Source organism: Enterobacter cloacae complex sp. P12RS (assembly GCF_014895875.1).
GTDB lineage: Bacteria > Pseudomonadota > Gammaproteobacteria > Enterobacterales > Enterobacteriaceae > Enterobacter > Enterobacter bugandensis.
The window spans coordinates 1-25,064 of sequence record NZ_JADBQO010000019.1; the positions used below are offsets into that span (position 1 = coordinate 1).

At 57.4% G+C, this 25,064-nt stretch carries 24 protein-coding genes; 19 read left to right on the forward strand and 5 right to left on the reverse strand.

The genetic code is table 11. From position 1 onward, the window contains the following. The first annotated feature begins 307 nt into the window (after positions 1-307). The 8 genes from malK (at position 308) to IM284_RS12990 (ending at position 8,463) form a co-directional block, all read left to right on the forward strand. Complete coding sequence (gene malK, locus IM284_RS12955) at positions 308-1,417, forward strand: maltose/maltodextrin ABC transporter ATP-binding protein MalK (protein WP_028015130.1); 1,110 nt, start codon at positions 308-310, stop codon at positions 1,415-1,417. A gap of 71 nt (positions 1,418-1,488) precedes the next feature. Beyond that, entirely contained in the window at positions 1,489-2,844 is a 1,356-nt protein-coding gene (locus IM284_RS12960) for a maltoporin (RefSeq protein WP_047366843.1), read from the forward strand. A gap of 113 nt (positions 2,845-2,957) precedes the next feature. Next, the gene (gene malM / locus IM284_RS12965; protein ID WP_047366844.1) at positions 2,958-3,911 is read left to right on the forward strand and encodes a maltose operon protein MalM; all 954 of its coding nucleotides are present in this window, start codon (positions 2,958-2,960) and stop codon (positions 3,909-3,911) included. Positions 3,912-4,091: 180 nt separating this feature from the next. Continuing rightward, entirely contained in the window at positions 4,092-4,589 is a 498-nt protein-coding gene (gene ubiC / locus IM284_RS12970) for a chorismate lyase (RefSeq protein WP_014882105.1), read from the forward strand. 12 nt (positions 4,590-4,601) lie between these two features. Next, the gene (gene ubiA / locus IM284_RS12975) at positions 4,602-5,471 is read left to right on the forward strand and encodes a 4-hydroxybenzoate octaprenyltransferase (protein ID WP_028015133.1); all 870 of its coding nucleotides are present in this window, start codon (positions 4,602-4,604) and stop codon (positions 5,469-5,471) included. A 201-nt stretch (positions 5,472-5,672) separates the two neighbouring features. Continuing rightward, positions 5,673-6,644, forward strand: coding sequence for a TRAP transporter substrate-binding protein (locus tag IM284_RS12980; protein ID WP_041911564.1), 972 nt, complete (start codon positions 5,673-5,675; stop codon positions 6,642-6,644). A gap of 12 nt (positions 6,645-6,656) precedes the next feature. Further along, on the forward strand, positions 6,657-7,166 hold the full coding sequence (locus IM284_RS12985) for a TRAP transporter small permease (protein ID WP_047366845.1): 510 nt from the start codon (positions 6,657-6,659) through the stop codon (positions 7,164-7,166). Between the two features lie 10 nt (positions 7,167-7,176). Next, positions 7,177-8,463, forward strand: coding sequence for a TRAP transporter large permease (locus tag IM284_RS12990; RefSeq protein WP_045260960.1), 1,287 nt, complete (start codon positions 7,177-7,179; stop codon positions 8,461-8,463). A gap of 93 nt (positions 8,464-8,556) precedes the next feature. On the opposite strand, the gene zntA is transcribed toward IM284_RS12990, so the two are convergent. Then, entirely contained in the window at positions 8,557-10,728 is a 2,172-nt protein-coding gene (zntA, locus tag IM284_RS12995) for a Zn(II)/Cd(II)/Pb(II) translocating P-type ATPase ZntA (protein WP_047366846.1), read from the reverse strand. 76 nt (positions 10,729-10,804) lie between these two features. Next, positions 10,805-11,431: a lysoplasmalogenase gene (locus IM284_RS13000; RefSeq protein WP_028015138.1), complete on the reverse strand. Its 627-nt coding sequence runs from the start codon at positions 11,429-11,431 to the stop codon at positions 10,805-10,807. Between the two features lie 129 nt (positions 11,432-11,560). On the opposite strand from IM284_RS13000, the gene IM284_RS13005 reads away from it, so the two are divergent. Further along, positions 11,561-11,917 carry a DUF2500 domain-containing protein gene (locus IM284_RS13005; RefSeq protein ID WP_047366847.1) on the forward strand — a complete coding sequence of 119 codons (357 nt, stop codon included), beginning with the start codon at positions 11,561-11,563 and terminating at the stop codon, positions 11,915-11,917. A 59-nt stretch (positions 11,918-11,976) separates the two neighbouring features. On the opposite strand, the gene IM284_RS13010 is transcribed toward IM284_RS13005, so the two are convergent. Continuing rightward, a complete protein-coding gene (locus tag IM284_RS13010; protein WP_014882110.1) occupies positions 11,977-12,258 on the reverse strand; it encodes a DUF1145 family protein in 282 nt (93 codons plus the stop codon). After that, the gene (rsmD, locus tag IM284_RS13015; protein ID WP_028015140.1) at positions 12,242-12,844 is read right to left on the reverse strand and encodes a 16S rRNA (guanine(966)-N(2))-methyltransferase; all 603 of its coding nucleotides are present in this window, start codon (positions 12,842-12,844) and stop codon (positions 12,242-12,244) included. Before rsmD ends, IM284_RS13010 begins: the two co-directional genes overlap by 17 nt. 127 nt (positions 12,845-12,971) lie before the next feature. On the opposite strand from rsmD, the gene ftsY reads away from it, so the two are divergent. From ftsY to livJ, 6 genes are all read left to right on the forward strand, one after another. Continuing rightward, positions 12,972-14,432, forward strand: coding sequence for a signal recognition particle-docking protein FtsY (ftsY, locus tag IM284_RS13020; protein ID WP_041911558.1), 1,461 nt, complete (start codon positions 12,972-12,974; stop codon positions 14,430-14,432). 2 nt (positions 14,433-14,434) lie between these two features. After that, entirely contained in the window at positions 14,435-15,106 is a 672-nt protein-coding gene (ftsE, locus tag IM284_RS13025; RefSeq protein ID WP_003861525.1) for a cell division ATP-binding protein FtsE, read from the forward strand. After that, entirely contained in the window at positions 15,093-16,148 is a 1,056-nt protein-coding gene (ftsX, locus tag IM284_RS13030; RefSeq protein ID WP_028015142.1) for a permease-like cell division protein FtsX, read from the forward strand. Before ftsE ends, ftsX begins: the two co-directional genes overlap by 14 nt. Before the next feature lie 251 nt (positions 16,149-16,399). Further along, a complete protein-coding gene (rpoH, locus tag IM284_RS13035) occupies positions 16,400-17,257 on the forward strand; it encodes an RNA polymerase sigma factor RpoH (RefSeq protein ID WP_028015143.1) in 858 nt (285 codons plus the stop codon). A gap of 136 nt (positions 17,258-17,393) precedes the next feature. Next, positions 17,394-18,659 carry a 4-aminobutyrate--2-oxoglutarate transaminase gene (locus IM284_RS13040; protein ID WP_193055823.1) on the forward strand — a complete coding sequence of 422 codons (1,266 nt, stop codon included), beginning with the start codon at positions 17,394-17,396 and terminating at the stop codon, positions 18,657-18,659. A 197-nt stretch (positions 18,660-18,856) separates the two neighbouring features. Further along, positions 18,857-19,957: a branched chain amino acid ABC transporter substrate-binding protein LivJ gene (livJ, locus tag IM284_RS13045; protein WP_072201786.1), complete on the forward strand. Its 1,101-nt coding sequence runs from the start codon at positions 18,857-18,859 to the stop codon at positions 19,955-19,957. Positions 19,958-20,134: 177 nt separating this feature from the next. On the opposite strand, the gene panM is transcribed toward livJ, so the two are convergent. Next, positions 20,135-20,518, reverse strand: a complete 384-nt coding sequence (gene panM, locus IM284_RS13050; protein WP_047366850.1) for an aspartate 1-decarboxylase autocleavage activator PanM — start codon at positions 20,516-20,518, stop codon at positions 20,135-20,137. Positions 20,519-20,942: 424 nt separating this feature from the next. Here panM and livK point away from each other — a divergent pair, with 424 nt between their 5' ends. The 4 genes from livK to livG are packed head-to-tail and all read left to right on the forward strand — an operon-like array spanning position 20,943 to position 25,063. Beyond that, the gene (gene livK, locus IM284_RS13055) at positions 20,943-22,052 is read left to right on the forward strand and encodes a high-affinity branched-chain amino acid ABC transporter substrate-binding protein LivK (protein ID WP_028015146.1); all 1,110 of its coding nucleotides are present in this window, start codon (positions 20,943-20,945) and stop codon (positions 22,050-22,052) included. A 46-nt stretch (positions 22,053-22,098) separates the two neighbouring features. Then, positions 22,099-23,025 carry a high-affinity branched-chain amino acid ABC transporter permease LivH gene (gene livH, locus IM284_RS13060; protein WP_028015147.1) on the forward strand — a complete coding sequence of 309 codons (927 nt, stop codon included), beginning with the start codon at positions 22,099-22,101 and terminating at the stop codon, positions 23,023-23,025. After that, positions 23,022-24,299: a high-affinity branched-chain amino acid ABC transporter permease LivM gene (locus IM284_RS13065; RefSeq protein ID WP_045631383.1), complete on the forward strand. Its 1,278-nt coding sequence runs from the start codon at positions 23,022-23,024 to the stop codon at positions 24,297-24,299. Before livH ends, IM284_RS13065 begins: the two co-directional genes overlap by 4 nt. Next, the gene (gene livG / locus IM284_RS13070; RefSeq protein WP_028015149.1) at positions 24,296-25,063 is read left to right on the forward strand and encodes a high-affinity branched-chain amino acid ABC transporter ATP-binding protein LivG; all 768 of its coding nucleotides are present in this window, start codon (positions 24,296-24,298) and stop codon (positions 25,061-25,063) included. Before IM284_RS13065 ends, livG begins: the two co-directional genes overlap by 4 nt. The last annotated feature ends 1 nt before the right edge of the window (position 25,064 follow it).

The window sequence follows — 25,064 nt, forward strand, 5'->3', positions numbered from 1 at the left end:
CCTTATTTGACATCCTCTTTCCATCCTCCCAACCCCTACGCCCCACCCCCCGTTTGTGTGATCTCCGTTGCATAAATTTAAGTTATGAGTGCTGGCGCACATAAAAACCCACCGAATTTTGCAGGCGGCTTCACGAATTTCGCCTCAGCCCCCCGGCTGCGGTCGCAGAGCCTGTTCTCTCATCCTCCCGCCTCCTCCCCCATAAAAAAGGCGGGGGGTGGAGGATTCACGAAAGTAATGGATACCCCATAGTGAACTTATCTTGAATGTTTCTGTCGGTGACAGGTTGTAACGAAGGGAGAAGGGCATGGCGAGCGTACAGCTGCGTAATGTAACGAAAGCCTGGGGCGACGTAGTGGTGTCGAAAGACATCAATCTGGACATCACTGAAGGCGAGTTTGTGGTGTTTGTCGGCCCATCAGGCTGTGGTAAATCTACTCTGCTGCGTATGATTGCCGGTCTTGAAACTATCACCAGCGGCGACCTGCTAATCGGTGATACCCGAATGAACGACATCCCGCCAGCCGAACGCGGCGTAGGCATGGTGTTCCAGTCTTATGCGCTTTATCCCCATCTTTCCGTTGCCGAGAACATGTCCTTTGGCCTGAAGCTGGCCGGGGCGAAAAAAGAGGTCATTAACCAGCGCGTCACGCAGGTGGCTGAAGTGTTGCAGCTGGCGCACCTGCTGGAGCGTAAACCGAAAGCGCTTTCCGGCGGTCAGCGTCAGCGCGTGGCGATTGGCCGTACGCTGGTGGCCGAGCCGCGCGTGTTCCTGCTCGATGAACCTCTCTCTAACCTGGATGCCGCCCTGCGCGTCCAGATGCGTATTGAAATCTCCCGCCTGCACAAGCGCCTTGGCCGCACGATGATTTACGTCACCCACGATCAGGTCGAAGCGATGACCCTCGCCGACAAAATCGTGGTGCTGGACGCCGGTCGCGTGGCGCAGGTGGGCAAACCGCTGGAGCTGTATCACTACCCGGCAGACCGCTTTGTTGCGGGCTTCATTGGCTCGCCAAAGATGAACTTCCTGCCCGTCAAAGTGACGGCGACAGCCATTGAACAGGTACAGGTGGAGCTGCCAAACCGCCAGCAGGTCTGGCTGCCGGTCGACAGCGCCAACGTACAGGTCGGGGCAAATATGTCCCTCGGTATCCGTCCTGAGCATCTACTGCCAAGCCACATTGCGGATGTGACGCTGGAAGGTGAAGTTCAGGTCGTCGAACAGCTTGGTCACGAAACACAGATTCATATCCAGATCCCCGCCATCCGTCAGAACCTGGTCTACCGCCAGAATGACGTGGTGTTGGTAGAAGAGGGTGCCACATTCGCTATCGGCTTGCCGCCAGAGCGTTGCCATCTGTTCCGTGAGGATGGCACCGCATGTCGTCGGCTGCACAAAGAGCCAGGCGTTTAAGCAATCCCAAAAGAAGACACGAAACCGACAGGTGAAGTGTTCAAAGAAAAGCAATGATCTCAGGAGATAGAATGATGATTACTCTGCGCAAACAAGTCCCTCTGGCGGTCGCCATTGCGGCAGGCATCCTGTCTGCCCAGGCTGGCGCCGTGGACTTTAAAGGTTATGCTCGTTCCGGCATTGGCTGGACCGGGAGTGGCGGTGCCCAGCAGTGCTTCCAGGCAACGGGTGCTCAAAGTAAATACCGTCTGGGTAACGAATGTGAAACCTATGCGGAATTGAAGCTGGGCCAGGAAGTGTGGAAAGAGGGCGATAAGAGCTTCTATTTCGACACTAACGTCGCGTATTCCGTTGCGCAGCAGAATGACTGGGAAGCCACTGATCCGGCCTTCCGTGAAGCCAACGTGCAGGGTAAAAACCTGATTGAATGGCTGCCAGGGTCCACCATCTGGGCCGGTAAGCGCTTCTATCAGCGTCATGACGTCCACATGATCGACTTCTACTACTGGGACATTTCCGGTCCTGGTGCGGGTATCGAAAACATCGACCTGGGCTTCGGTAAACTCTCTCTGGCAGCCAGCCGCTCCACTGAAGCAGGCGGTTCTTCTACCTTCGCCAGCAACAACATCCGTGACTACACCACCGACACCGCGAACGACGTGTTTGACGTGCGTTTAGCGCAGATGGAAGTCAACCCGGGCGGTACGCTGGAGCTGGGCGTTGACTACGGTCACACCAACGTTAACGATGATTACTACCTGCAGCCAAAAGCTTCGAAAGATGGCTGGATGTTCACCGCAGAACATACCCAGAGCATGCTGAAGGGCTTCAACAAGTTCGTTGTTCAGTACGCAACGGACTCTATGACCTCCCAGGGTAAAGGTCTGAACCAGGGCGCGGGCATTGGTCTTGGCAATGACGATTCCGATGGCAAACTGTACGGATACGGCATCAACAACAACGGTAGCCTGCTGCGTATCCTTGACCACGGTGCAATCTCCCTGGGCGACAGCTGGGACCTGATGTACGTCGGTATGTATCAGGATATCGACTGGGATAACAACAACGGCACCAAGTGGTGGACCGTCGGCGTGCGTCCTATGTACAAATGGACGCCAATCATGAGCACCCTGCTGGAAGTAGGCTACGACAACGTCAAATCTCAGAAAACTGACGAAACCAACAACCAGTACAAAATCACCCTGGCACAACAGTGGCAGGCTGGCGACAGCATCTGGTCTCGTCCTGCAATCCGTGTCTTCGCAACCTACGCCAAGTGGGATGAGAAGTGGGGTTATGACACTTCCGGTAGCCCGATCTCTACGAGTTCCAACTATAACTCCAACTTCGGTATGCAGACTGCAGGCCTTGGCCGCGGCGACACTGACGAGTGGAGCTTCGGTGCCCAGATGGAAATCTGGTGGTAATTCGCAAGACCTGACGTAATGACCTGAAAGAGGGGCGTAAGCCCCTCTCTCCTTAGGGCCCTGCGCGCTATTGCCTGGCCACCGCAGAGCTGATGCTATCAGAGGTAATAACAATGAAAATGAAGAAAAGTCTCGTCGCGCTGTACCTCTCTGCGGGGCTGCTGGCCAGCGTGCCGGCGCTAACGTTCGCAGAAGTGAATTTTGTTCCTCAGAATACGTCCACGGCGCCTTCCGTTCCGACGGCAGCGCTGCAGCAGCTGACCTGGACACCGGTTGATCAGTCCAAAACGCAGTCCACACAGCTTTCCACGGGCGGGCAACAGCTGAATGTGCCCGGCATTTCCGGCCCGGTTGCTGCCTACAGCGTTCCGGCCAATATTGGCGAGCTGACCCTGACGCTGACCAGTGAAGTGAATAAGCAGACCAGCGTATTTGCGCCGAACGTGCTGATCCTCGACCAGAACATGACGCCATCTGCCTTCTTCCCGAGCGAGTATTTTACCTATCAGGAGCCCGGCGTGATGAGCGCGGACCGGCTTCAGGGCGTGATGCGTCTGACGCCAGCGCTGGGTCAGCAAAAAATCTACGTGCTGGTATTCACCACCGATAAAGATTTGCAGCAAACCACCAGGTTAGTGGATCCGGCAAAAGCGTATGCAAAAGGTACCGGCAATGCGGTGCCCGATATTCCCGACCCGATTGCCCGCCACGCAACGGACGGTCTGGTGAAGTTAAAAGTCTCCACCAATAGCGCTTCCAGCGTGCTGGTTGGCCCGCTGTTTGGTTCGTCTGGTCCGGGGCCGGTCACCGTCGGTAATACCGCCGCTCCAGCCTATGCCGCGCCAGTTGCCGCTGCGCCAGCCGCAGCGCCAGCCGCAGCGCCAGCCCCGGCGAAGAAAGCCGAGCCCGTACTGAACGACACCGAAGAGTACTTCAACAACGCCATTAAGCAGGCGGTGAAGCGCGGCGATGTCGATAAAGCGCTGAAACTGCTTGATGAAGCCGAACGTTTAGGTTCAACCACTGCCCGTTCCACCTTTATCAGCAGTGTAAAAGGCAAGGGGTAACTGTTCCCCACAGTGCTGATTTGTTAGTAGTTTAGTGCGCCTGAGTGGGCGCACTTTTTTTCGTATTCGCCAGGCTGTTGCGCCCATGTTGCGATAGTGATCGTTAAATAACGTTTGGCCCCCCCTCATTGCCCGTTTCTGCGATACAATGCCATTACGTTATGTATCGGAGAGTCTGGCATGTCACACCCCGCGCTAACGCAACTGCGTGCGCTGCGCTATTTCGACCAAATACCTGCGCTTGATCCGCAGCAGCTGGACTGGTTGCTGCTGGAAGATTCCATGACAAAACGTTTTGAGCAACAGGGTAAAACGGTCACGGTAACCCTGATACAGGAAGGGTTTGTCTCCGGCGATGAGATCGCCAGCGAGCTGCCGCTGTTGCCGCAAGAGGAACGCTACTGGCTGCGTGAAATTTTGCTCTGTGCCGATGGCGAACCCTGGCTTGCCGGGCGGACGGTGGTGCCCGAATCTACCCTATCCGGGCCTGAGCTGGCGCTGCAGCGGCTGGGGAAAACGCCGCTGGGACGTTATCTTTTCACCTCATCTGAGCTGACCAGGGATTTCATTGAAATTGGGCGTGATGCCGAACTGTGGGGGCGCCGTTCCCGCCTTCGCCTGAGCGGTAAGCCGTTAATCCTGACGGAGCTATTTTTACCGGCATCACCGTTGTACTAAGAGGAAGAAAAAATGGAGTGGACCCTGACGCAGAATAAGCTGTTGGCGTATCACCGCTTAATGCGTACCGATAAACCCATTGGCGCGCTGCTGCTGCTGTGGCCGACCTTATGGGCGCTGTGGGTGGCCACGCCGGGCATGCCGCCGCTGTGGATCCTGGGCGTATTCGTTGCCGGCGTCTGGCTGATGCGCGCGGCGGGCTGCGTGGTGAATGACTATGCCGATCGTAAATTTGACGGCCACGTAAAGCGCACTGCCAACCGCCCGCTACCCAGCGGTCAGGTGACAGGGAAAGAAGCGCGCGTACTGTTCATCGTTCTGGTGCTGCTCTCTTTCCTGCTGGTATTAACCCTGAACACCATGACGATTCTGCTGTCCGTCGCGGCGCTCGCACTGGCCTGGGTTTATCCCTTTATGAAGCGCTACACCCATCTGCCTCAGGTGGTGCTGGGGGCGGCGTTTGGCTGGTCGATTCCGATGGCGTTTGCGGCGGTTAGTGAGTCCTTACCGCTTAGCTGCTGGCTGATGTTCCTTGCGAACATCCTCTGGGCCGTAGCGTATGACACGCAATATGCGATGGTTGACCGCGACGATGACCTGAAAATTGGCATTAAATCCACCGCCATTCTCTTTGGACGCCAGGACAAACTTATCATTGGCATTCTGCAGGTTGCTGTACTGGCGCTGATGGTCGCGATTGCGCGCCTGAACGGACTGAACTGGGAATTTTACTGGTCGATACTGGTAGCAGGGCTGCTGTTTGCCTACCAGCAGAAGCTGATTGCAAAACGCGAACGCGAAGCCTGCTTTAAGGCGTTTATGAACAATAACTATGTCGGTCTGGTGCTGTTTTTAGGCCTGGTCATGAGCTATTTTTCCTGATTGACGCGCGGTCATGCCCCCGCCGGGTATGGCCGCATCGTTACCCGGCATTACCGCCCTCACAAATTTAAACCATCGTTTCATAAATTCGCGCTTTTGTGAGGCGCTTCACCTACGCTTCTCCCGGGCTAGTCTATTTTCTAAGCGTAAAAAAATAAAACACTGTTTTAACGCTGACATCGCTACCCTGGAGCTGACTCAATGAAAACGACCCTCAAGCCGTTACTGGCCGCGCTGTGCCTGTCTGCTTTTGCCTGCACCGTTTCTGCCCAAACCATCAAAGCCGCCGATGTGCATCCTGAAGGCTACCCGAACGTGGTCGCGGTTCAGCACATGGGTGAAAAACTCAAACAACAAACCGACGGCAAGCTGGAGATTAAGGTCTTCCCCGGCGGCGTGCTGGGGGATGAAAAGCAGATGATTGAGCAGGCGCAGATGGGGGCGATTGACATGATCCGCGTCTCCATGGCGCCGGTTGCCGCCATCCTGCCGGATATCGAAGTCTTCACCCTGCCGTACGTTTTCCGCGATGAGGATCATATGCATAAAGTGATCGACGGGGATATCGGCAAGCAGATCGGCGACAAGCTGACCGCGAACCCGAAATCCCGCCTGGTGTTCCTCGGCTGGATGGATTCCGGCACCCGCAACCTGATCACCAAAGAGCCGATCGTCAAACCTGAAGATCTGAAAGGGAAGAAAATCCGCGTGCAGGGCAGCCCGGTGGCACTCGCCACGCTGAAGGACATGGGGGCGAACTCGGTGGCGATGGGCGTTAGCGAGGTTTACAGCGGCATGCAGACCGGCGTGATCGACGGCGCGGAGAATAACCCGCCCACCTTTATCGCCCACAACTACATGCCGGTTGCTAAAAACTACACCCTCAGCGGCCACTTTATCACCCCGGAAATGCTGCTCTATTCAAAAGTGAAATGGGACAAGCTGAGCGCTGATGAACAGCAAAAAATCCTGACCCTGGCCCGTGAAGCGCAGTTCGAACAGCGCAAGCTGTGGAATGCGTATAACGACCAGGCGCTGGCGAAAATGAAGGCGGGCGGCGTGCAGTTCCACGATATCGATAAGACGGTATTCATCAAGGCCACAGAGCCGGTGCGCGCCCAGTATGGCGACAAGCATCAGGATCTGATGAAAGCCATCGCTGACGTCCAGTAATACGGAGCACGTATGTCCGAACTCTACCTGAAGTGGATGGACCGTCTGTACCTGCTCGCCATGGCGGTGGCGGGTGTCTCGCTGCTGGTGATGACGATTGTCATCCCCATCGGCATCTTCTCACGCTACGTGCTCAACCGCGGCGAATCCTGGCCGGAGCCCGTCGCCATTATCTGCATGGTAACGTTCACCTTCATCGGCGCGGCGGTGAGCTACCGCGCCGGGTCGCACATTGCGGTCAATATGCTCACCGACCGTCTGCCCGCGTCGCTGCAAAAGCTGTGTTCACGTGTGGTTGATCTGCTGATGCTGCTGATTTCCGGTCTGATGTGCTGGTACAGCTACTGGCTGTGCGTCGAGCTCTGGGAGCAGCCGGTGGCGGAGTTCCCGATCCTGACTTCCGGCGAAAGCTACCTGCCGTTGCCGATCGGGTCGGCGATTTTGATTCTGTTTGTGCTTGAACGCCTGCTGTTTGGCGCGCAGGAAAACCGTCCGGTCGTGCTGATCGGCAATCACAGTTAAGGGGTGAACAATGGATGCTTTTGTTTTGTTATTCACCCTCGCCATTTTGCTGGCGCTGGGGATGCCGGTGGCCTTCGCCGTGGGGCTGAGCGCCGTGGCAGGTGCGCTGTGGATTGATTTACCGCTGGAGGCGCTGATGATCCAGATCACCAGTGGGGTGAACAAATTTACCCTGCTGGCGATCCCGTTCTTCATCCTCGCCGGAGCGATCATGGCGGAAGGGGGCATTGCCCGACGGCTGGTTAACTTCGCCTATGTGTTTGTCGGCTTTATCCGCGGCGGGCTGTCGCTGGTGAACATCGTCGCCTCGACGTTCTTCGGCGCGATTTCTGGCTCGTCGGTGGCGGATACAGCGTCCATCGGCAGCGTGATGATCCCGGAGATGGAGAAGAAGGGCTATCCGCGCGAATACGCGGCGGCGGTCACGGCGAGCGGGTCGGTGCAGGCGATTCTGATCCCGCCCAGCCACAACTCGGTGATTTATTCCCTGGCGGCGGGGGGAACGGTCTCCATCGCCACGCTGTTTATCGCGGGCGTATTGCCGGGCCTGCTGCTGGGCGTGAGCCTGATGGTGCTCTGCCTGTGCTTCGCCCGCAAACGCGGCTACCCGAAGGGGGATAAAATCCCGTTCAGACAGGCGCTGAAAATCATGCTCGATGCCCTGTGGGGGCTGATGACGGTGGTGATTATCCTCGGCGGGATCTTGTCCGGGATTTTTACCGCCACCGAATCTGCCGCCGTGGCCTGCCTGTGGGCGTTTTTCGTCACCATGTTTATCTACCGCGACTACAAATGGAGCGAACTGCCGAAGCTGATGTGCCGCACGGTGAAAACCGTCACCATCGTGATGATTTTGATTGGCTTTGCCGCGGCGTTTGGCGCGGTGATGACCTACATGCAGCTGCCGATGCGCATCACCGAGTTCTTCACGTCGCTCTCTGATAATAAGTACGTGATCCTGATGTATCTCAACATCATGCTGCTGCTGATCGGCACGCTGATGGACATGGCGCCGATCATCCTGATCCTGACGCCGGTGCTGCTGCCGGTGACCAACGCGCTGGGGATCGACCCGGTGCACTTCGGGATGATCATGATGGTTAACCTGGGGATCGGGCTGATTACCCCGCCGGTCGGATCGGTGCTGTTTGTGGCTAGCGCGGTGAGTAAGCAGAAGATTGAAACCGTGGTGCGGGCGATGCTGCCATTTTACGGCATCCTGCTGGTAGTGCTGGGGATGGTGACGTATATCCCGGCGATATCATTGTGGCTGCCGAGGATGTTAGGGATGCAGTAACGCCGTTTTTTGCCGGGTGGCGGCTGCGCCTTACCCGGCCTACGGTTCAGAGTTGTTATTGGCCCGGTAAGGCGCAGCCGCCACCGGGCGTTTTTATTTCCGCCGTAATAATCTCAACGCGTTCGCCGTGACCAGCACCGTCGCCCCGGTGTCCGCCAGCACCGCCAGCCACAGTCCGGTCATGCCGAGCAGCGTGGTGACGAGAAATATCCCCTTCAGACCCAGCGCAATGCCGATGTTCTGGCGAATATTGGCGCGCGTCGCCCGCGCCAGGCTAATCATCTGCGCCAGCCCGGTCAGACGGTTATGCGTCAGCGCCGCATCCGCCGTCTCCAGCGCTACGTCGGTGCCGCTGCCCATCGCAATACCGAGGGTGGCGGCCTTCATCGCCGGGGCATCGTTAATTCCGTCACCGACCATCGCCAGCGGCGCGCGGCTGTTCAGTTCGGTTACCGCGCTGACCTTGTCCGCAGGCAGTAATCCGGCCTTAAACGCCAGCCCCAGCTCGTCAGCAATCGCAGCCGCCGCGCGCGGGTTATCGCCGGTGAGGATCACGCCCTGTACGCCCAACTGATGCAGCGCCGCCACGGCGTCTTTGGCGTCATCGCGCAGAGTGTCGCGTAGTGCCAGCATGCCCTTCGACACGCCGTCCTGCATCACGGCAACGACCGTCTGCCCGGCCTGTTCTAACGCCTCAACCTGTGGATGAGAGAACGCGCCTGCCGCAACAATCAGCACCTTTTTGCCGTCGACGACGGCCTCAATCCCTGACCCGACCAGCGCCCGTTGGGCGGTTGCCGAAGGGATAGCCAGCCCGCGTCTCTGCGCTTCACGCACTATCGCCTGCGCCAGCGGGTGAGTGGAGCCCTGCTCAACGGCGGCGGCCATTATCAGCAGTTCGTCTTCACTGATGTCCTGCGGATAGATGCCGGTGACCTGCGGCTTGCCAACCGTCAGCGTGCCGGTTTTATCGAAGGCGATGTGCTGAACCTGGCTCAGCTGTTCCAGCGCCGCGCCGCCCTTAATCAGCGCCCCGCGACGTGCCGCCGCCGCCAGCCCCGAGGTAATCGCCGCGGGCGTAGAGATCACCAGCGCGCACGGGCAGCCGATCAGCAGCAGGGTCAGCCCTTTATAAATCCAGCCCTCCCACGGCGCGCCGAAGAACAGCGGTGGAACGACGGTAACCAGCAGGGCGACCAGCATGATGGCGGGGGTGTAAATCCGGCTGAAGCGGTCAATAAAGCGTTCGACCGGCGCGCGGCGCTCCTCGGCTTCTTCAATCAGCTTCAGGATACGGTCGATGGCGCTGTCGCCCGGCTCGGACAGGACTTTGAGCTGCACCAGGCGGTCGACGCTGGTGGCACCGGCAGGGACTTTTTCACCTGCCGCACGCTCAACCGGAATGGATTCCCCGGTCAGGGCGCTTTCGTCAAAGCTCGCGGTGGCGGTAACGAGAGCCCCATCGGCAGGCAGACGCCCGCCCGCGGCGACTTCAATCACGTCGCCCGGGCGCAGCGTGTTGATGGCGACCGTTTCACGTTTGCCTTCATTAACCCGCGTGGCGGTTTCTGGCTTCAGCGCCATCAGCGCGCTCACCCCTTTGCGTGCCCGGCTCGCTGCCCAGCCCTCAAGCCGTTCGCCGATCAGGAACAGCAGCAGCACCATCGCCGCTTCCGCCGTCGCGCCAATGAACAGCGCGCCAATGGCCGCCACGCTCATCAACGTTTCAATGGCAAACCAGCTGCCGCTTCTCATCAGGCGCAGTGCCTGACGGGCAATCGGGAACAGCCCGACCAGGGTAGTGGCAATAAACGCCAGATTACCGAACGGGTGGTTAATCTGCTCCAGACCCCAGCTCAGGGCCATCATGATGATGAGGGTAATAAGCGGCAGGTTTTCTTTCAGGGGAGAGGTTTTTTCGGCAGGTGCCGTTTCGCTGCGCAGGGTATAGCCCGCCTTGCTGACGGCGGCTTCTACCTGCTTGCTGACGTCTTTTTCGGCGCTGACCAGTAGCTTTTCGGTGGCGAACAGGACCTGAACGTGGTTCACGCCCGGTACCTGCCTCACCGCGTTTTCCACTTTGCGGGCGCAGGCCGCGCAGTCCATGCCGTTGATGACCCAGCTGTAGCGGTTGCCGCCTTCAGGCAGCGCGTCGACCTGCGTTTCGCACGCGCCCTCGCAGCAGCAGTCGTCTTTCGGCGGAACCGGGCTGAGCTTAAGCGCTGAGAATTGTGGGACTTTTTTTGGAATTTCTGGAGTCGACATGGCAGTCTCCGGTAATGATAATTTTCTCATTAACCGCAGCATACACTCTGGAGTCGACTCCAGAGTCAAGCGTTATTTAGATATACAATGAACGCACGATCAGGAAGTGCCCGGCAAAGTAGCAGGCGGACGAAATCGCATTATCCGCGCGGAAGCGGCGGCGATAGTGGCTGCCCAGCCAGACGATATTGCCGATTAACAGCAGCGCCGCGCCGAAGAACGCGGACATCGCCTGAGATGTCGGGCGGAAGAACCACAGCTCACCGGCCAGCCACACCATCACCAGCGTCATGGCGATAAACGTGCATACCGGCAGACGCATCTCTTCCAGACGCGACCAGATCACCGCAATCAGCAGCGCGCCAATCACCAGCAGCACCAGCGGTAGCGGCCAGAAGAAGGAGAGCGTCATCTGGCTGGCAAAGTAGATGGTATACAGCAGATGGGAGAGGAAAAATGCCCCCACGGCATACAGCAGGCGCTGACGCGGCAGCAGGGTTAAGGCATCACCAATCAGGGAGGCACACAGCCCGGCGAGCACCAGATAGCTGATGGCGTTAAACATCGGAGCCTGCCAGGCAAGCAGCAGAAGCAACAGCAGCGTGACGGGTTTAAACAACCAGCGCTGCCAGGCTGGACCGCGATAGGACGCATCGACATAAAGCCATGCGGAAAAACAGACAGCGATAAATGACCAAAGCATATTAACTCCCTGTAACTGTTGAGGCTGAATAATCAGTTTCTGATCCAGTGTAGTGACGCGAGCGGGCGTTTGGCAATGCCGGGGCAGGCGAGGTATCCTGAATTCCGCATAATCTGATGGGATGTTTCAATGAGCAAGATGCCGCTGTTTTTCATTATCGTGGTGGCGATTATCGTCATTGCCGCCTCGTTTCGCTTCGTGCAGCAGCGCCGCGAAAAGGCGGACAACGACGCCGCGCCGCTGATGCACAAGCGCGTAGTGGTGGCGAACAAACGCGAGAAACCGCTTAACGACCGCCGCTCTCGCCAGCAGCAGGTGACGCCTGTGGGCACCGGCATGCGCTATGAAGCCAGCTTTAAGCCGGAAACCGGCGGTCTGGAGATGACCTTCCGCCTGGAGGCGCAGCAGTACCATCAGCTTACGGTGGGAGAGAAAGGCACGCTGAGCTATAAAGGGTCGCGTTTTGTAGGTTTTAGGGCTGAATAATGCGCGATCGGTCCCCTCTCCCGTGGGAGAGGGTTAGGGTGAGGGCATCACACCGCACCTTACTTCTTCACCTGCGCCTTAAACTTCTTCATCCACACCAGCAGTTCAAACACGCCGAAAATAAACACCCGCAGCTGCTGCCAGCCGGTCATCGGCGGGCCATCTTTCGGCAGGCCGTTTTTCAGCATCACCATCTGCAGGGCGTGCATGAACGAGGTGAAAATCAGCGCCACGTTAACGAAGATGTTCAACGGGCGCGGGAACGGGTGCACCAGATTCAAAATCAAAAATGCCCAGACGCCCAGCATCAGCAAGCGTCCCAGGTTAATCAGTACCGGCATCGGATCCTCCTTGTGCCTGACGGTGATACAGACGATAAGCCACCTGGCCTGCAACCTTTTCGCGGTGCAGATCCCAGTGAACGGGAACGGGTGGCAGGCCGTTTTCCACTTCGCTTTCTACATAAATCAGCGCGTCATCCGCCAGCCAGCCATTGTGCTCCAGCAGGGATAAGGTCTCTTCCAGCAACCCCTTGCGGAACGGCGGGTCGACAAAGACCACATTATGCGGCGTACCCTGCTGCGCGAGGAAGCTCAGCGTATTGGTGTTGACCACTTTCGCGTTCGTCGCCTTCAGCGTCGCCAGATTTTGCTGCAGCGTCTGCGCAACGCCGCGCTCCATCTCCAGCAGCGTGGCGCTGGCGGCGTAGCGCGATAGCGCCTCCAGCCCTAAGGCACCGCTTCCGGCGAAGCAGTCCAGGCAGTGGGCGTCTACCATTGATGGGGCAAGCCAGTTAAACAGCGTCTCGCGAACGCGGTCGGTTGTAGGGCGTAAACCGGGGCTGTCCGGCACCGGTAATTTCCGGCCTCGCCACTGACCGCCGATAATGCGAATTTGACCGGCCGGGGCGCGGGTGGGTTTCTTCATCTCTGGAAAGCTCTGTTAACCATAGCCCTGCGATTGCGGGCGGTGATGTCAATTAAGTAAAGTGTTAGACTATTTCATCATTTTTTTAGCTTCCCTGTATATAGCGCCGCGAGGAGTGTAGTCGCAGATGGCAAAACAAAAAAAACGTGGCTTCTTTTCCTGGTTGGGTTTCGGTGAAAAAGAGCAAGAAACAGAACAGAAAACCGAAGAGCAACAGGTTGTAGAAGAGCAGTCACAGCCTGAAACGCCAGTCGAAACCGCTGCGATTGTCGAAGCGGAAGAACCAGCGCACAGCAAAGAAGAGATTGAATCCTTTGCTGAAGAGGTGGTTGAGGTCACTGAGCAGGTTCAGGAGAGCGAGAAGCCAGAGCCGGTTATCGTAGAAACCCTTACCGAAGCGCCGCAGGCCGCTATCGAACACGAAGCGCTGCCGCTGCCCGAAGAGGTTAAAGCTGAAGAGGTTTCTGCCGAAGAGTGGCAGGCCGAAGCGGAAACCGTTGAAATCGTTGAGGCGGTGGAAGAAGAGGCGGCACTTGAGCCAGAGCTGACCGACGAAGAGCTGGAAGCTCAGGCGCTGGCGGCGGAAGCGGCTGAAGAAGCGGTAATCGTCGTGCCGGTGGAAGAGCAGGCCGAAGAAGAGATCGTTCAGGAGCAGGAAAAACCGACCAAAGAAGGTTTCTTCGCGCGCCTGAAGCGCAGCCTGCTCAAAACCAAAGAAAACTTAGGTTCCGGATTTATCAGTCTTTTCCGCGGCAAGAAGATCGACGACGATCTGTTTGAAGAGCTGGAAGAGCAGCTGCTGATTGCGGACGTGGGCGTGGAAACTACCCGTAAGATCATCGCCAACCTGACCGAAGGGGCGAGCCGCAAACAGCTGCGCGACGCCGAGGCGCTGTACGGCCTGCTGAAAGACGAGATGGGTGAAATTCTCGCAAAAGTTGACGAACCGCTTAATATTGAAGGCAAAACGCCATTTGTTATTCTGATGGTTGGCGTTAACGGCGTGGGTAAAACCACCACCATCGGCAAGCTGGCGCGCCAGTTTGAGCAGCAGGGCAAATCGGTGATGCTGGCGGCGGGCGATACCTTCCGTGCGGCAGCGGTTGAGCAGCTCCAGGTGTGGGGCCAGCGCAACAACATTCCGGTGATTGCCCAGCACACCGGCGCGGATTCCGCATCCGTGATTTTCGATGCCATCCAGGCGGCGAAGTCGCGCAACGTGGACGTGCTGATTGCCGACACCGCAGGGCGTTTGCAAAACAAATCGCATCTGATGGAAGAGCTGAAGAAAATCGTCCGCGTCATGAAGAAGCTGGACGAAGATGCACCGCATGAAATTATGCTGACTATCGACGCCAGCACCGGGCAGAACGCCATTAGCCAGGCGAAGCTGTTCCATGAAGCGGTAGGGCTGACGGGGATCACGCTGACCAAACTGGACGGCACCGCGAAAGGCGGGGTGATCTTCTCCGTGGCCGACCAGTTCGGCATTCCTATCCGCTACATCGGTGTGGGCGAGCGTATTGAGGATTTGCGTCCGTTTAAGGCGGACGACTTTATTGAGGCATTATTTGCCCGAGAGGACTAACAATGATTCGCTTTGAACACGTCAGCAAGGCCTATCTCGGTGGGAGACAAGCGCTGCAGGGGGTGACGTTCCACCTGCAGCCAGGCGAGATGGCATTCCTGACCGGCCATTCCGGCGCGGGGAAAAGTACCCTGCTCAAGCTTATCTGTGGGATCGAACGGCCAAGCGCCGGGAAAATCTGGTTCAGCGGCCACGAAATTAGCCGTCTGAAAAACCGTGAAGTGCCGTTTCTGCGTCGTCAGATCGGCATGATTTTCCAGGATCACCACCTGCTGATGGATCGCACCGTTTTCGATAACGTGGCGATCCCGCTGATTATTGCCGGCGCCAGCTATGACGATATCCGCCGTCGCGTCTCTGCGGCGCTGGACAAGGTCGGGCTGCTGGACAAAGCGAAGAACTTCCCGATCCAGCTTTCCGGCGGTGAACAGCAGCGCGTGGGCATCGCCCGCGCGGTGGTGAACAAGCCTGCCGTACTGCTGGCGGATGAACCGACCGGTAACCTGGACGATGCCCTGTCCGAAGGGATTTTGCGTCTGTTTGAGGAATTCAACCGCGTAGGGGTAACGGTACTGATGGCGACGCACGACATGGGGCTGATTTCCCGTCGTTCGTACCGCATGCTGACCCTGAGCGACGGGCATTTGCACGGAGGCCACGGTGAACAAGCGTGATGCAATGAACCAGATTCGGCAGTTCGGGAACCGGTTCGACCGTTTCCGTAAGCCGCAGGGCGGCGGTGACGGCAATCGTAATGCGCCTAAGCGCCAGAAAGCGGCGCCGAAACCGGCCTCCCGCAAGACCAACGTGTTTAACGAACAGGTGCGCTACGCCTTCCACGGCGCGCTGCAGGATCTGAAAAGCAAACCGCTGGCGACGTTCCTGACGGTGATGGTGATTGCCATCTCCCTGACGCTGCCAAGCGTCTGCTACATGGTCTATAAGAACGTCAACCAGGCGGCGTCGCAGTATTACCCGTCACCGCAGATCACCGTTTATCTGGATAAAGCGCTCGACGATAACGCGGCGGCGCAGGTGGTCGGGCAAATCCAGGCCGAGCAGGGCGTGGAGAAGGTGAATTATCTCTCCCGTGAAGAAGCGTTGGGCGAGTTCCGTAACTGGTCAGGCTTTGGCGGCGCGCTGGACATGCTGGAAGAGAACCCGCTGCCCGCCGTGGCGGTGGTGATCCCGAAGCTGGATTTCCAGGGTACCGATTCGCTGAATACCCTGCGCGACCGCATCACACGCATCAACGGGATTGATGAAGTGCGCATGGACGACAGCTGGTTTGCCCGTCTTGCGGCGCTGACCGGGCTGGTAGGGCGCGTGTCGGCGATGATCGGCGTGCTGATGGTGGCGGCGGTGTTCCTCGTCATCGGTAACAGCGTGCGTTTGAGCATCTTTGCGCGTCGCGATACCATCAATGTGCAAAAACTGATTGGCGCAACGGATGGTTTCATCCTGCGTCCGTTCCTCTACGGTGGCGCACTGCTCGGTTTCTCCGGCGCATTTCTTTCACTGATATTGTCAGAAATTTTGGTGATGCGGCTTTCGTCTGCCGTCACAGAAGTGGCGCAGGTTTTCGGAACTAAGTTTGATATCAGTGGCTTAGGCTTCGATGAGTGCCTGCTGTTGCTGCTGGTGTGCTCCATGATCGGCTGGATTGCCGCATGGCTGGCAACGGTTCAACATTTACGCCACTTTACTCCCGACTAATAAAAGCGTGATATAATCTTTCCCTGCACCGAGATGTTCGCTCTGCAGGGAAAGCGTCCCTGTTGTCTCTTCCCCTGTTATCATCTCCATGTCACATTTTGTGCGTAATTTATTCACTGTTGCACCTGGAACTTGTGGATAAAATCACTGTCTGATAAAAGAGTGAATGCTAATCTCGTTGCTCAAACGCTTTGGCATGGTTGTTGCCTGACGGGGACAGCCTGGACCAGAAGAAACATTGAGAGGAATGAATGACCAAAGAAATGCAAACTTTAGCTTTAGCCCCTGTTGGTAACCTGGAATCTTACATCCGGGCTGCGAACACCTGGCCGATGTTAACGGCCGAGGAAGAAAAGGAGCTTGCTGAAAAGCTGCATTACCAGGGCGATCTGGAAGCAGCGAAAAAGCTGATCCTGTCTCACCTGCGCTTTGTTGTTCACATTGCTCGTAACTATGCGGGCTATGGCCTGCCGCAGGCGGACTTGATTCAGGAAGGTAACATCGGCCTGATGAAGGCTGTACGTCGCTTTAACCCGGAAGTGGGCGTGCGACTGGTCTCCTTCGCCGTACACTGGATCAAAGCAGAAATTCATGAATACGTGCTGCGCAACTGGCGTATCGTGAAAGTCGCCACGACAAAAGCGCAACGTAAGCTGTTCTTCAACCTGCGTAAAACCAAGCAGCGTCTGGGCTGGTTCAATCAGGATGAAGTGGAAATGGTGGCGCGCGAGCTGGGTGTATCCAGCAAAGACGTCCGTGAGATGGAATCCCGTATGGCCGCGCAGGACATGACCTTTGATATGTCCTCCGACGACGACGCATCTGACAGCCAGCCGATGGCACCGGTTCTGTATCTGCAGGATAAAACCTCTAACTTTGCCGACGGCATTGAAGAGGACAACTGGGAAGATCAGGCCGCGAACAAGCTGACCCATGCGATGGAAGGCCTCGACGAGCGTAGCCAGGACATTATCCGCGCCCGCTGGCTGGACGAAGACAACAAGTCCACGCTGCAGGAGCTGGCCGACCGCTACGGCGTTTCTGCTGAACGTGTCCGTCAGCTTGAAAAGAACGCCATGAAAAAACTTCGCGCCGCTATCGAAGCGTAATTACCGCGAAGTACACCGAGAGCCCTCGAATGCAAATTCGGGGGTTTTGTTTTTTTAGCGCCCGCTCTGGCGAATTTCTCCCCCCTGGCAAACACTTACTGATGCGCTAAGCAGGCGATTTTCTCAGGGGGTCAGGGTGAAAAATAACGAACTGAATGACCGGCGTTTACAGGCGACGCCGCGCGGCATCGGCGTGATGTGTAACTTCTATGCTGATAAAGCCGAAAACGCCACGGTGTGGGACGTGGAAGGCAATGAGTACATCGACTTCGCCGCCGGGATCGCGGCGCTGAATACTGGCCATCGCCATCCCAAAGTTATCTCCGCTATCGAAAAACAACTCCACGCTTTTACCCACACGGCCTACCAGATTGTGCCGTATGAGGGCTATGTGGCGCTTGCCGAGCGCATCAACCAGCGCGTGCCGATTAACGGCCCGGCCAAAACCGCCTTCTTCTCGACGGGTGCTGAAGCGGTCGAAAACGCGGTCAAAATTGCCCGCGCGTATACCAGACGCCCCGGCCTTATCACCTTCGGCGGCGCGTTCCACGGGCGCACCTTTATGACCATGGCGCTGACCGGTAAGGTCGCGCCGTACAAGCTGGGTTTCGGCCCGTTCCCCGGTTCGGTATACCACGCTCAATTCCCTGACGGTCTGCACGGCATCAGCACGGCGGAAGCATTAAAAAGCCTGGAGCGCATCTTTAAGGCCGATATCGCCCCAGACCAGGTGGCGGCCATTATTCTCGAACCGGTTCAGGGGGAGGGCGGGTTCAACATTGCGCCCGCTGATTTTATGCAGGCGCTGCGCGCCCTGTGCGATACCCACGGAATTTTGCTGATTGCCGACGAGGTGCAAAGCGGCTTCGCCCGCACCGGCAAACTGTTCTCGATGGAACACCACTGCGTGAAGCCGGACCTGATCACCATGGCAAAAAGCCTCGCGGGCGGGATGCCGCTCTCAGCAGTATCGGGCCGCGCCGAGGTGATGGACGCGCCTGCACCTGGCGGTCTGGGCGGTACCTACGCAGGTAACCCGCTGGCGATTGCCGCGGCGCACGCGGTGCTGGACGTGATTGACGAGGAAGATCTCTGCACGCGCTCGGCGCATCTCGGCCATCATCTGGTAGAAGTGCTCAACAAAGCGAAGGAAAACTGCCCGTTCATCGCCGACATCCGTGCCCAGGGCTCGATGGTCGCGGTAGAGTTTAACGATCCGCAATCTGGGCAACCGTCGCCGGAATTTACCCGTCAGGTGCAGGAGCGCGCGTTGAACGAAGGGCTGCTGCTCCTGAGCTGCGGCGTTTACGGCAACGTGATCCGCTTCCTTTATCCGCTTACCATCCCCGAAGCGCAGTTCCGCAAAGCGCTGGACATTATCTCCGCGTCGCTGACACGTTAAAGCCACCAGCCCGGCGGTAAATCCTGTCGGGCTTATCATATATTCATTTCAAATTAGCTATTCCAAAATCATAAAAATGGGGTATGTTTTAGCAGAGTATGCTGAAAAAGCGCGAACAGCACACCAATAACTGAAATAAAGCGCTGCACAACAACATCACAACAATCGTAATAACCATAATAATGGGGAATATCAGGATGAACATGAAGGGTAAAGCGTTACTGGCAGGATGTATCGCGTTGGCATTCAGCACCATGGCGCAGGCAGATATTAAAGTGGCCGTGGTGGGCGCAATGTCCGGTCCGGTAGCACAGTACGGCGACCAGGAATTTACGGGCGCAGAACAGGCGGTTGCAGACATTAATGCTAAGGGCGGCATCAAGGGCGAAAAACTGCAGATCGTAAAATACGACGATGCCTGTGACCCGAAGCAAGCGGTCGCGGTGGCGAACAAAGTGGTCAACGACGGCATCAAATACGTTATCGGTCACCTGTGCTCCTCTTCTACTCAGCCCGCGTCTGACATCTACGAAGACGAAGGTATTCTGATGATCACCCCGGCTGCGACCGCACCGGAGCTGACCGCGCGCGGCTACAAGCTGACCCTGCGTACCACCGGTCTGGACTCCGATCAGGGCCCAACGGCGGCTAAGTACATTCTGGAAAAAGTGAAGCCGCAGCGTATCGCGATTGTTCACGACAAACAGCAGTATGGTGAAGGTCTGGCCCGTGCGGTGCAGGACGGTCTGAAAAAAGGCAATGCCAACGTGGTCTTCTTTGATGGGATCACCGCTGGCGAGAAAGACTTCTCCACCCTGGTGGCGCGTCTGAAGAAAGAGAATATCGATTTCGTTTACTACGGCGGCTACCACCCGGAAATGGGCCAGATCCTGCGCCAGGCGCGCGCGGCGGGTCTGAAAACCCAGTTCATGGGCCCGGAAGGCGTGGCGAACGTTTCCCTGTCTAACATCGCGGGTGAATCTGCCGAAGGTCTGCTGGTGACCAAGCCGAAGAACTACGACCAGGTGCCAGCGAACAAACCTATCGTAGATGCCATCAAGGCGAAGAAGCAGGATCCAAGCGGCGCGTTCGTCTGGACAACCTACGCAGCGCTGCAGTCTCTGCAGGCGGGTCTGAACCAGTCAGCCGATCCGGCTGAGATTGCCACCTGGCTGAAAGCGAACACGGTCGAGACCGTGATGGGGCCTCTCTCCTGGGACGCGAAGGGCGATCTGAAGGGCTTTGAGTTCGGCGTGTTTGACTGGCATGCGAACGGAACGGCAACTGACGCCAAATAATTTTCCCGTCGCCTTTCGCGCCGCAGGTGCGTTGGCTGCGTTATTCAACCCCGGTCACTTACTTATGTAAGCTCCCGGGGATTTCATAACTTGCCGCCTTCCTGCAACACGAAATGCTTGGGAAAATGCGGTAGAAATTGTAGGCCGGGTAAGGCGCAGCCGCCACCCGGCTTTCTTTTAGCGCTTCTCCCACCCGCTCTCCTGCGCCGTAAACCCTAACGCCTGCATAAACGCTGCCATCACGCCGCGGTCTTCCACGCCCACGTCGGCCATCCACCATGAGTTTACGTTCGGGTTTACGCGGATCACTTCTTCAATTAAATACTGTCCCACACCGCGACGACGGGTCACGTCACGCACGCGCAGCGAGTCCAGCGCTCCCTCCGTGCCGCTCAGGGTCACGCGAACCGCGGCCAGCAGGCGCTCGTTGAAGCGCGCGGCATAAATGCGATGGTTCTCGTCGACATGCAGCGACGAAGGGGAATATTCCGGCCAGATCTTGCCCAGGTCGATATGATCCTGGTCGCTAAAGGTCACCAGACGCACGATAGTCAGTTTCATTAGCAGCTTGTCCAAATCAAATTGAGTAGAGGCAGTGTACTCAATTTATTCACTCAGCGGCTTCCTCTTTTTATTCTCATTAACCAGGTGATTAGTTTTTTAGCAATGCAATGGGCAGTGTGAAAACACATGGATCGAAAAATAAGCAGAATTTTAACCTGAATGGCAGCGATTTATTCGGCGCTTTGTACCGTTATTTTATGCTGCAAACTGCACTTTTATTTGTTTATCTCTGCCTGATTTCAGAATATTATCTTTCCTTAATCGCCTGAAAAATAGAGATTTTAGTCTGGTTTTTGACAAAAAACTGCGCTAAACCATTAAAGGCACTGGTAAAAATAGCGTTGTTCATTAAAAGTACAGAATGCTTTTTAACCATAATAAAACAAAATATAAACACGACATCACGAATGGGGATTCTGAGATGAAAAGGAACGCGAAGACATTTATCGCGGGAATGGTTGCACTGGCGATCTCGCATGCGGCCATGGCGGAAGAGATTAAAGTTGCGGTAGTCGGTGCGATGTCCGGCCCTGTAGCCCAGTGGGGTGACATGGAGTTTAACGGCGCGCGTCAGGCCATCAAAGACATCAACGCCAAAGGCGGCATCAAGGGCGACAAGCTGGTAGGCGTGGAGTATGACGACGCCTGCGATCCGAAACAGGCCGTTGCGGTCGCCAACAAAATCGTCAACGACGGGATTCAGTACGTCATCGGCCACCTGTGCTCATCCTCCACCCAGCCCGCGTCCGACATCTACGAGGACGAAGGTATTCTGATGATCACTCCGGGCGCCACCAACCCTGAGCTGACGCAGCGCGGCTACCAGCACATCATGCGTACCGCCGGGCTGGACTCCTCCCAGGGGCCAACCGCGGCCAAATACATCCTCGAGACTGTTAAGCCACAGCGTATCGCCATCATTCATGACAAGCAGCAGTACGGCGAAGGTCTGGCGCGCTCCGTGCAGGACGGCCTGAAAAAAGGCGGCGCGAACATCGTCTTCTTCGACGGCATTACCGCAGGCGAAAAAGACTTCTCCGCGCTGATCGCCCGTCTGCAAAAAGAGAACATCGACTTCGTCTACTACGGTGGCTACTACCCGGAAATGGGCCAGATGCTGCGCCAGGCGCGCGCCACCGGTCTGAAAACCCAGTTTATGGGGCCAGAGGGCGTGGGCAACGCCTCTCTGTCAAACATCGCAGGGGATTCTGCCGAAGGCATGCTGGTGACGATGCCAAAACGCTATGACCAGGATCCGGCCAACAAGGCTATCGTGGATGCGCTCAAGGCGCAGAAGAAAGATCCGAGTGGTCCATACGTCTGGATCACTTACGCGGCTGTGCAGTCTCTGGCAACCGCGCTGGAGCGTACCGGCAGCAAAGAGCCGCTGGATCTGGTGAAAGATTTAAAAGCACACGGGGCGAACACCGTGATTGGGCCGCTGAACTGGGATGAGAAAGGCGATCTGAAGGGATTTGAGTTTGGTGTCTTTAAGTGGCACGCCGACGGTTCGTCCTCGGTCGCCAAATAATTATCCCACCGCCCGGCTCACCGGGCGGGTATAAAAAGGTTTGCATATGTCCGAGCAGTTTCTCTACTTTTTGCAGCAGATGTTTAACGGCGTCACGCTGGGAAGCACCTACGCGCTGATCGCCATCGGCTATACGATGGTTTACGGCATTATCGGCATGATCAACTTCGCCCACGGCGAGGTGTATATGATCGGTAGCTACGTCTCCTTTATGATTATCGCCGCGCTGATGATGATGGGCATCGACAGCAGCTGGCTGCTGGTCGCCGCCGGGTTTGTTGGCGCGATCGTGATCGCCAGCGCCTACGGCTGGAGCATCGAGCGCGTGGCCTACCGGCCGGTGCGCAGCTCCAAGCGTCTTATTGCGCTGATTTCCGCGATTGGGATGTCGATCTTCCTGCAAAACTACGTCAGCCTGACCGAAGGTTCGCGCGACGTGGCGCTGCCAAGCCTGTTTAACGGCCAGTGGATTGTGGGGGCCAGCGAAAACTTCTCTGCCTCTATTACCACGATGCAGCTGGTGATCTGGGTCGTGACCTTTGTCGCTATGCTCGCCCTGACCCTGTTCATCCGCTACTCCCGCATGGGACGCGCCTGCCGCGCGTGCGCGGAAGACCTGAAGATGGCGAGCCTGCTCGGCATCAACACCGACCGCGTAATCGCCCTGACCTTCGTGATTGGCGCGGCGATGGCGGCGGTGGCTGGCGTGCTGCTCGGCCAGTTCTACGGCGTAATTAACCCGTACATCGGCTTTATGGCCGGGATGAAAGCCTTCACCGCGGCGGTACTGGGCGGCATCGGCAGTATTCCTGGCGCGATGATTGGCGGCCTGATCCTGGGCGTGGCGGAAGCGCTCTCCTCGGCGTACCTGAGCACCGAATATAAAGACGTGGTGTCGTTTGCCCTGCTGATTCTGGTTCTGCTGGTGATGCCTACCGGTATTCTGGGCCGTCCGGAGGTAGAGAAAGTATGAAACCGATGCATTTTGCAATGGCGCTGCTCTCTGCCGCCATGTTCTTCGTGCTGGCCAGCGTCTTTATGGGCGTCCAGCTTGAGCTGAATGGCACCAAACTCGTTGTCGATACTGCAGCTGATATTCGCTGGCAGTGGGTCTTTATCGGCACCGCCGTGGTGTTCCTGTTCCAGCTACTGCGCCCGCTGTTCCAGAAGACGCTGAAAAATGTCTCCGGACCGAAATTCGTCCTGCCGGCTATCGACGGTACAACGGTCAAACAGAAGCTGTTCCTCGTGGCGCTGCTGGTGGCTGCCGTGGCGTGGCCGTTTATGGTGTCGCGCGGCACGGTGGACATCGCCACCCTGACCATGATTTACGTGATCCTCGGCCTCGGTCTGAACGTGGTGGTCGGTCTCTCTGGCCTGCTGGTGCTGGGCTACGGCGGGTTCTACGCCATCGGTGCCTACACCTTTGCGCTGCTGAACCACTATTACGGCCTGGGCTTCTGGACCTGCCTGCCGCTGGCGGGGCTGGTCTCTGCCGCCGCAGGCTTCCTGCTCGGCTTCCCGGTGCTGCGCCTGCGCGGTGACTACCTGGCGATTGTGACCTTAGGCTTCGGTGAAATCGTCCGTATCCTGCTGCTCAACAACACCGAAGTGACCGGCGGCCCGAACGGCATCAGCCAGATCCCAAAACCGACCTTCTTTGGCCTGGAGTTCAGCCGTACCGCCCGCGAAGGCGGCTGGGATACCTTCAGCAACTTCTTTGGCATCAAATATGACCCGTCCGACCGCGTGATCTGGCTCTATCTGGTGGCGCTGCTGCTGGTGGTCATCACCCTGTTCGTGATCAACCGCCTGCTGCGCATGCCGCTGGGCCGAGCGTGGGAAGCGCTGCGCGAAGATGAGATCGCCTGCCGCTCTCTGGGCCTGAACCCGACCCGCATCAAGCTGACCGCGTTCACCATCAGCGCCGCGTTTGCCGGTTTCGCCGGCACGCTGTTCGCCGCGCGCCAGGGCTTCGTCAGCCCCGAGTCGTTCACCTTTGCCGAATCGGCCTTTGTGCTGGCGATTGTGGTACTCGGCGGGATGGGCTCGCAGTTCGCCGTTATCCTCGCGGCCATCCTGCTGGTGGTCTCTCGCGAGCTGATGCGCGACTTTAACGAATACAGCATGCTGATGCTGGGTGGTTTGATGGTGCTGATGATGATCTGGCGTCCGCAGGGTCTGCTGCCGATGACGCGTCCACAGCTGAAGCTTAAGAATGTGGAAGCGAAAGGAGAGCAGGCATGAGTCAGCCATTATTATCCGTAAACGGTCTGATGATGCGTTTTGGCGGCCTGCTGGCGGTCAACAACGTGAACCTTGACCTGCATAAAAAAGAGATCGTCTCCCTGATTGGCCCGAACGGCGCGGGGAAAACCACGGTCTTTAACTGTCTGACCGGCTTCTACAAGCCGACGGGCGGCACCATCATGCTGCGCGACCAGCACCTGGAAGGGCTGCCGGGCCAGCAGATTGCCCGCATGGGCGTGGTGCGTACCTTCCAGCACGTGCGTTTGTTCCGCGAGATGACGGTGATTGAGAACCTGCTGGTGGCACAGCATCAGCAGCTGAAAACCGGCCTGTTCTCCGGCCTGCTGAAAACCCCGGCCTTCCGCCGCGCGCAGGAGGAGGCGCTCGATCGTGCCGCCACCTGGCTCGACCGCATCGGCCTGCTGCAGCACGCCAACCGTCAGGCGAGCAACCTGGCCTATGGCGACCAGCGTCGACTGGAGATTGTGCGCTGCATGGTGACCCAGCCGGAGATCCTGATGCTCGACGAACCGGCGGCGGGCCTCAACCCGAAAGAGACCAAAGAGCTGGACGAGCTGATTGCCGAGCTGCGCGATCATCACGACACCACCATCCTGCTGATTGAGCACGACATGAAGCTGGTGATGGGCATTTCGGACCGTATCTACGTGGTAAACCAGGGCACGCCGCTGGCAAACGGCACGCCGGAAGAGATCCGCAACAACCCGGACGTGATCCGCGCATACCTTGGTGAGGCATAAG